This is a genomic window from uncultured Negativibacillus sp. (assembly GCF_944388365.1).
Taxonomy (GTDB): domain Bacteria; phylum Bacillota; class Clostridia; order Oscillospirales; family Ruminococcaceae; genus Negativibacillus.
Map to the genome: position 1 here is coordinate 1 of NZ_CALXIN010000082.1, position 8,033 is coordinate 8,033.

The 8,033-nt window shown below is 54.4% G+C and carries 7 protein-coding genes and 1 pseudogene; 2 read left to right on the forward strand and 6 right to left on the reverse strand.

The annotated features are described in order from the left end of the window. The first annotated feature begins 500 nt into the window (after positions 1-500). Both Q0L39_RS09465 and Q0L39_RS09470 read left to right on the forward strand, forming a co-directional pair. A complete protein-coding gene (locus tag Q0L39_RS09465; RefSeq protein ID WP_296628675.1) occupies positions 501-704 on the forward strand; it encodes a hypothetical protein in 204 nt (67 codons plus the stop codon). Then, the gene (locus Q0L39_RS09470; protein WP_296628676.1) at positions 685-1,002 is read left to right on the forward strand and encodes a YbjQ family protein; all 318 of its coding nucleotides are present in this window, start codon (positions 685-687) and stop codon (positions 1,000-1,002) included. The genes Q0L39_RS09465 and Q0L39_RS09470 overlap by 20 nt, the downstream gene beginning before the upstream one ends. Positions 1,003-1,319: 317 nt before the next feature. Here the strand turns inward: Q0L39_RS09470 and ftsH are convergent, their stop codons facing one another. The 6 genes and pseudogenes from ftsH to Q0L39_RS09500 form a co-directional block, all read right to left on the reverse strand. Beyond that, on the reverse strand, positions 1,320-3,314 hold the full coding sequence (ftsH, locus tag Q0L39_RS09475; protein ID WP_296628686.1) for an ATP-dependent zinc metalloprotease FtsH: 1,995 nt from the start codon (positions 3,312-3,314) through the stop codon (positions 1,320-1,322). Positions 3,315-3,391: 77 nt separating this feature from the next. Further along, on the reverse strand, positions 3,392-3,931 hold the full coding sequence (gene hpt, locus Q0L39_RS09480) for a hypoxanthine phosphoribosyltransferase (protein ID WP_296628689.1): 540 nt from the start codon (positions 3,929-3,931) through the stop codon (positions 3,392-3,394). Positions 3,932-3,954: 23 nt separating this feature from the next. Continuing rightward, positions 3,955-5,820 carry a tRNA lysidine(34) synthetase TilS gene (tilS, locus tag Q0L39_RS09485; RefSeq protein WP_296628678.1) on the reverse strand — a complete coding sequence of 622 codons (1,866 nt, stop codon included), beginning with the start codon at positions 5,818-5,820 and terminating at the stop codon, positions 3,955-3,957. Next, on the reverse strand, positions 5,810-7,159 hold the full coding sequence (gene dnaB / locus Q0L39_RS09490; RefSeq protein ID WP_296628681.1) for a replicative DNA helicase: 1,350 nt from the start codon (positions 7,157-7,159) through the stop codon (positions 5,810-5,812). The genes tilS and dnaB overlap by 11 nt, the downstream gene beginning before the upstream one ends. A 90-nt stretch (positions 7,160-7,249) precedes the next feature. Then, positions 7,250-7,690 carry a 50S ribosomal protein L9 gene (rplI, locus tag Q0L39_RS09495; RefSeq protein WP_296628683.1) on the reverse strand — a complete coding sequence of 147 codons (441 nt, stop codon included), beginning with the start codon at positions 7,688-7,690 and terminating at the stop codon, positions 7,250-7,252. Between the two features lie 168 nt (positions 7,691-7,858). Beyond that, positions 7,859-8,033 (reverse strand): annotated as a pseudogene (locus Q0L39_RS09500) (DHHA1 domain-containing protein); the annotation flags it as partial.

Below are 8,033 nucleotides of genomic sequence, written 5' to 3' on the forward strand. Positions count from 1 at the left end.
CCTTACTTTTTTGTGTGCGGTCCCGAGAATGGACAAGGTCCATTCTCCGAACTTAGGTGTAATAAAGATACTCCCTCGGGAACTTCGCAAAGCGAAGTTCTCTCCCCCTGTCTGCTCCGCCAACAGGAGGATGTCAGGTATTGCACCTGCCGCTTTGGGCAGCATGAGGTTACGTCGTTGCAGATTCTCTCTTGGGAGAATGGGGTTTCAAAAGGGGCTTGCCCCTTTCGTGAAGTTTTGCAAACTTCTGAATTCCAAAAACCAGGAGGTTTTTGGTGTGCTCTTTGTGAAACTTTCTTCACACAAGAAAGTTTCCGCGGGCATGGGGCGCGTAGCCCCATAATCGTTTCCGCAGGGGCTACCCTGTTAAACTCCTACAAAAAGATTTTATCGAAAGAAGGGAGAAAGACCTCTGTCTCTTCTCCCTTCTTTCGATAAAATCTCTTGACTTTTTACAAAGTGCGTGGTATTCTCTCCTTAAGCAAAGGAGGAATTTTTTGATGAAAAAACCTGGAAAAACCGCCGGCATCGTTGCCACTGTGGTCATCACTGCGCTGGTGATCCTGTACTTTCTCGTTGTCGGCTTCGCTGCTCCCTTTGCGCTGATTATCTTTCTCCCGCTGGTCGCTGCGCTTGTCTACAACGCCGTCTCACGCATTCGGGAGATTAAAAAGGAGGATACGGATGATTATCGTAAATACTGATTACATCTCCGGCAAAAAGTTGGAAACCCTGTCGCTGGTGCGCGGAAGCACCGTCCACTCCAAAAATATCGGCCGCGACATCCTGTCGGGGCTCAAAACACTGGTCGGCGGTGAGATCGTCGATTACACCAATATGATGAATGAGGCGCGCGCCATCGCTACCAAGCGCATGGTGGAGGAGGCTCAGCAGCTGGGCGCCGATGCCATCGTCAACGTCCGCTATGCTTCCTCCGCTATTATGCAGGGCGCTGCAGAGATCATTGCCTACGGCACTGCTGTTCGCTTTGTCGAAGAATAGTATATTCTCTTCAAAAAAATGTCGCTTTTTTGTGAAAAACAAGTGAACTCCATCTGACTGCTCTGCAATTTTTAGTAAATTGTCTGATTTTACCGAAAAATGGTTGACTGGTCTACATATTTAGATTATACTGAATATGTTAGCTGGAAAGCTGACTTTTAAATTCAGACAACCACTTATTACCTGTTTCCCACAGAGAAAGGGCGTTTCCGTTTGGAAGCGTCCTTTCTTTTTCTGCAAAGATGCACCCTGTCCATTTTCCATAAAAAAAGGAGCACGGTCCTGTGACCGTGCTCCTTTTTACTGTTTATTCGTGCTTATTCCTTATCGTCGTTGGATTCGTCCGGCAGGAAAGCTGCCTTTTCCGAAATATCCTCTTTGTGGGACGGGAACGGAAGGCTGTTGTCCTCCTGCGGCTTTTCCGGTTCGGATGGGAACTGTGCCGGCGCATCTGCAGCGGAAGGCTGTTCCACCGGATTCATCGGCTTGGTATCGCTCTTCTTTGCACGGTGCTCGTCAAAGACGCTCATGTCGCCCTTCATCAGGCGCTCAAAGTCGGCGCTATTGATTTTCTCAAACTCATACAGGAACTCTGCCACCTTGTGCAGTTGATCCATGTGTTCGTTGAGGATCGACTCACACTGGTCGTAGGCCTCGTCGATGACTGCACGGATCTCCTCGTCGATCTGTGCAGCGACCGTTTCGGAGTAGTCGCGGGTATGACCAAAGTCACGGCCCAGGAATACTTCGTTGTCATCCTGACCGTAGACGATCGGGCCAAGACGATCGGAGAAGCCATAACGGGTGACCATCGCACGGGCAATCTTGGTGGCACGCTCCAGGTCGTTGGAGGCGCCGGTGGAGATGTCGTCGAGCACCAGCTTTTCGGCGATACGGCCGCCCAGCAGGGTGACGATGTTCTCCTGCATGCCCTTCTTGGTCTGATAGCTGCGGTCCTCCTCCGGCAGGCTCATGGTGTAGCCGCCAGCCATGCCGCGCGGAATGATCGAAATTTCATGCACCTTATCCTGTGTCTCACAGTAGTAGGTGCTGACTGCATGGCCTGCCTCATGGAAACAGGTCAGGCGTTTATCTTTGTCAGGAACGACGTGGCTCTTCTTCTCAGGGCCGGCAACCACTTTGATGGTCGCTTCCTCGATGTCCACCATGGTCAGCGCCTTGCGTCCGCGGCGTGCTGCCAGCAGTGCTGCTTCGTTGACCAGGTTCTCCAGATCCGCACCGGTAAAGCCGACGGTGGTCTTGGCGATGACGTTCAGGTCAACGTCAGGACCCAGCGGTTTGTTTTTGGTGTGTACCTTCAGGATGTCCTCTCTGCCCTTGACGTCAGGATAGCCGACCACGATCTGGCGGTCAAAACGTCCCGGACGCAGCAGCGCAGGGTCAAGGATGTCGCGGCGGTTGGTTGCCGCCATGACGATGACGCCGGTGTTGGCGCCAAAGCCGTCCATCTCTACCAGCAACTGGTTGAGGGTCTGTTCGCGCTCATCGTGACCGCCGCCCAGGCCAGCGCCTCTGTGGCGGCCCACAGCGTCGATCTCGTCGATGAAGATGATGCTCGGTGCGCTCTTTTTGGCCTGGTCGAACAGGTCACGCACACGGGATGCACCGACGCCGACGAACATCTCGACAAAGTCGGAACCGGAGATCGAATAGAACGGCACGCCTGCTTCGCCCGCTACTGCGCGCGCCAGCAGCGTCTTACCGGTTCCAGGAGGGCCCATCAGCAGGACGCCCTTCGGAATACGTGCGCCCAGCGAGTTAAACTTCTTGGGGTCCTTGAGGAACTCGACGACTTCGACCAGCTCCTCCTTTTCCTCGTCAGCACCCGCTACATCGCGGAAGGTGACCTTTCGTCCGTCCTCCACCGGTTTAGGCTTTGCCTTGCCGAAGGTGTTCATCTTGCCGCCGCCTCCGCCGGCCTGACGCATCATGAAGATCCACAGCACCGCCATGCCGCCCAGCAGCAGCAAAGTCGGCAGCAGCGCCGCAATCAGCGACTGATCCTTTGCAGGCAGATAGTTTCGTTTGAAGGTGGTGTCGCTTGTCTGTTCATACTGTTCGATGTACGGTGCGACATCCTCGTTAAACTGGCTGATGCTTGCCAGATCGTAGGTGACCAGCTGGTCCTGATCCTTCAGCTTGAGGGTCAGTTCGCCGCTGTTGTAGTCGATCTGGTATTCCTCCACCTTATCCTGCTTAAAATAGTCCAGTACCTGGTAATATTTCAGGGTAGAAACCGGCTTATCCATCGACATCATTGCAAACAGCAGCACGATGAGCAGGCCAAACATCGCCAGGTACATGATAATTCCTTTTGATTTTTTCGGCACCAATGATTCACTCCTGTCTCATTAAATTTTGCGATAAATTACTTTGTATATACGGCTGGTTTGAGCACACCGATGTACGGCAGATTGCGATATTTTTCATCGTAATCCAGTCCGTATCCGACGACAAATTCGTCCGGTACCTCAAAACAGGAATAGTCGGGCGCAATATCCGCCTGACGGCGGGCAGGTTTGTTGAGCAATGTCGCAATGCGAATGCTCGACGGATTTCTGCGCTGCAAGATTTCGCGCAGATAGTACAGTGTCTTGCCACTGTCAAGGATATCCTCGACCAGCAGCAGATCGTATCCCTCCAGATTCAGGTCCAGATCCTTGATGATCTTGACCACACCGGAGGTCTTGGTGCCGCTGCCGTAGCTGGACACCGACATGAAGTCGATGCGCGCCGGACAATCCACCGCACGCATCAGGTCCGCCATGAATACCACCGAGCCCTTGAGGACGCTGACCATCAGCAGGTTTTTGTCCTGATAATATTCGGTGATCTGACGGCCGATCTCATCGACCTTTGCTTTAATCTGTTCTTCGGAAAGCAGAACCTTTAAGATATCATCCTGCATTTTTTTCATCACAAATACCCTCCTTACAAAGCCGGCGTCTGGATTACCCGAATCAGGGCGATCCTCCTGCTTTGCTCATCCGGCGCCGCGTGCCGGTCACAGCCAAATCCTTCTGCCCACAAAACACCGGTGCTGTCACTGAGCACCGCTGTTTTCCATCGTTCGGTCTGCGGAATCTTTGCGTCGATCCACATCTTTTTTAAAGGTCTCGATCCCGTATTGGCTCCTCGGTTTGAGCAGACGGTCATGCGGTCGCCGTCCTTGCGTTGACGGAACACCGCAATATCCTTCATTTTATCACAATCGACCGCATTTTTTAAGATGCTGGGGTCTTTTTTAAAGAAAAGTTTATATTCTTGCGCATCAAGGATGGTCACCTCGATGCTTTTGCCGCAAAACAGCTCGATTGTCCCTTCGGCAAACGGCTGTTCAAAGTAGGGCTGGCGCTGATGCGGATAGAACACCGCCTCATCCATCCAGAACTGCCGGCGGTCGGCGCACAGCGCCACTCCCAGGCGAAGCTCAGTTTTGCCGCCGCCTCTGCAAACCCGCTGCTCCATCTGCTGCACCTTGCGAAAATCCGGCTCGATGCCTGCTTCGGTCAGCATCCACAACAGCACCCGATGCCGCAGCGCCGGATGCAGCTGCAAAAATCCTTCCCGCGAGAGGGTCAGCGGCTGGTGTTTTACCGTCAGCTGTTCGAGCGCCTCTTTTGTCTGCTGCTGCAACAGGTCGTTTTCCTCCCGCGCCATCCGGCTCAGGTGCTGCGCTCCCTGCAAAAAGGAAGGGTTTAATCCCTGCATCAGCGGCAGGAGCCGGTGACGGATAAAATTTCGGGTGTAGTCGTCGCTGTCGTTGGTGCTGTCGTGGACAAAATGTAGTCCTTGCTCGGCGCAGAACTGCTCAATTTCCTCGCGGGAGCAGTCGATGAGCGGACGGATAATCTTGTCCCGCACCGGCGGAATTCCGCCCAGACCGTTTAAGCCGGTCCCTCTGGCAAGGTAAAACAGCAGCGTTTCCGCGTTATCATTGAGGGTGTGCGCGGTAGCAATTTTGAAATTTCCTATGGAAATTTCAAAATTGCTACAAGAGGTCGCAGAGCGACCTCTGTGGTCTGGTGTGGGACGGGAGTTTCCTGCGGGAATTTCAAGATTGCTACAAGAGGTCGTTTCACGACCTCTGCGGTCTGCTGTGGAACAGAATTGCTGAGAAATTTCAAAATTGCTACTGTCTGATGTTGAACGGGAGTTTCCTGCAGGAATTTCAAAATTGCTACCGTCTGCTGTGGAACGGGAGTTTCCTGCGGGAATTTCAAAATTGCTACTGTCTGGTTCGGTACCTTTGCTGTCTGCTTGGTCGGGACAGAGGTGCTGAGAAATTTCAAAATTGATACTGTCCGGTTCGGGACCGACACTCTCTGCCAAAATTGCAGAGCTACTCGGTTCGGGACAAACATCCCCTTCTTTCGCTCCCTCCCAAAAAGTGACGGTACTGCCCTGCGGAAGATCGGGACAGTCTCCGTGCAGCAGACCTTCGAGATTTTCCACCGCTTGTGCAAAGACCTGATAGCGCAGCTTGCGGGCGTAGGTTTCCACCGACTGTCCTGCCGCTGCTGCGCCTGCTTTCACATCTGCCCGCACCACAACCAGTGGAATTCCGCGCCGCTGACAGAAGGTGCGCACAAACGCCTCGTCGCGCTCGGACTCCTCCTTGCGCAGACAGTGGTTGAGGTGGCAGGCCATCACCGTGATGCCAAGCTGCTCACGCAGCTGCCACAGCAGCGTGAGCAGCGCAGTGGAATCGGCGCCGCCGGAAAAACCAACCAGCACACGATCTCCCTGCTGCACCATGTTGTACTGACGGATGGTCTGCAAAACCTTACGGCGCATCGCGGAACAACTCCCTGCTGACAAAGCGGGTGTACTGGCCGTCCCAGGCCAGCTTGATGGTGTCGGTGGCGCCGTGACGGTTTTTTGCCACGATGACCTCGGCAACGCCTTTGTCCTCGCTGTCCTCGTTATAGTATTCGTCCCTGTACAGGAACATGACAAGGTCGGCGTCCTGCTCGATCGAACCGGACTCACGCAGGTCGGACAGCACCGGACGGTGGTCGCCGGTGCGCTTATCAGGGCTTCGCGACAGCTGGGACAGGGTGATGATCGGCACATCCAGCTCCTTTGCCATGATCTTGAGGTTTCGGGTGATCTCAGACACCTCCTGCACACGGTTTTCGATGCGACGTCCCGAGCTCATCAGCTGCAGATAGTCGATGACCACCAGACCCAGGTTGTGGATTCTGCGCAGCTTTGCCTTCATCTCGGCGACGGTGATGCCGGCGGTGTCGTCGATGTACATCGGCATGCGGGCGATGGTCTGCGCCGAGACAGCCAGCTTGGTCCAGTCGTCCACACTTAAGTTTCCGCTGCGCAGCTGGGAGTTTTGGATGAGCGCATCGGAGGAAAGCAGTCGGGAGATGAGCTGTTCGCGGCTCATCTCCAGCGAGAAGATGGCGACCGCATGTCCCTGCTTTGCCACGTTGGAGGCAATGTTCATCATAAACGACGATTTACCCATCGCCGGACGCGCCGCCAGCAGAATCAGGTCGGTGCGGTTTAAGCCGGTGGTCAGGCTGTCCAGCGCCGAAAATCCGGTCGGAATGCCGACGTACTGGTTTTTGTCGTCGCCCGAGATGCGCTGCAATTTGTCGTACAGCTCAAAGATGGCGCGGTCGACCTTTACCAGACCGGTGGCGTCCTTGCCCTGACGGATCTCATAGAGCTTCTGCTCGGCAAATTCCATCAGGCTGCGGGCGTCGGCATCGTTTTTCTCCGAGCTTGCGATGATGTTCTTTGCCACACCCACCAGCGAGCGGACATAGTATTTTTCCTGCACCACGCGGGCATAGGCTTCGACGTTGGCAGCTCCTGGCACCACCTGCACCAGCTGGGTCAGATAGACCTTGGCGTCGGCGTCGCTGAGAAACACCTTCTCCGCCTTTGCCTTTTCCAGCACGGTGATAAAGTCGATGGGCTGGGCGGAGGTGAACATCCCCAGCATGATCGAAAACAGCTGCTGGTGCTGCGGCCGGTAGAAGCTCTCCGGCGTCAGCAGCTCCAGCACCTTGCTGATACATTCCGGCTCGATGAGAATGGCGCCCAGCACCGACTGTTCGGCCTCCATACTAAACGGAAGCTGCTCTGTCACAAGCTCCAGATTTTCCTCTGGCATCCGATGTCTCTCCCCTTTCCTCTCCCTCTGGTTTGCCTTTCAGACAGACAGAGCCGTCCCCGAAAATCTCTGAGACGGCTTTGGTGTCCTTTATTCTCCAACATCCACGGTCATCTTTGCGGAGATGCCGGTGTAGAGTTTGATCTCGGCAGTGTAGGTGCCGAAGGCTTTGATCTCGTTGACGTTGATCTTCTTTTTGTCCACAGCCACACCGTACTGTGCAGTGATGGCGTCGGCGATCTCCTTGGTGGTTACCGAGCCGAACAGCTTGCCGCCTGCTCCGGCTTTGGCAGTCAGTTTGACTGTCTTACCCTCAAGCTGTTTTGCAGAAGCCATGGCAGCTTCCTTCTCCACCTGGATTTTGTGCTGCTTGGAGGCTTCCTTTGCCTTCAGCTCACCGATGGCCTGATTGTTTGCCTCAATTGCCAGACCCTTTGGCAGCAAGAAGTTTCTTGCATAACCGTCGGCGGCGTTGATCAGCTCGCCTTTCTTTCCGCTTCCTTTAACGTCCTGTGTCAGAATTACCTTCATGATACTCGTTTCCTTTCGTCTGTTTCTTTTCTTCTATTTGCTGTCGGATTTTTCCGGCGCCGGTTTTTCCTTGTCGTCAGGTTTTAATTCCTCGCCTGGAACCATCTGCACCGGTCCAAGGTCGCTGGTCAGCGCCTTGGGCTGGTCCTTATCCTCCAGTGTGTCATAGTATTCGTCGATGGCCTGAATCAGTCTCTGGTGTGCTTCCTCCAGGTCGATGCCCCGAATCTGAGCGCCCGCCATGGTCAGATGACCGCCGCCGCCCAGTTTTTCCATGATGATCTGGACATTTAATTTACCCATGCTGCGCGCCGAGTAGGCAACCACGTCGTCCGACTCATGG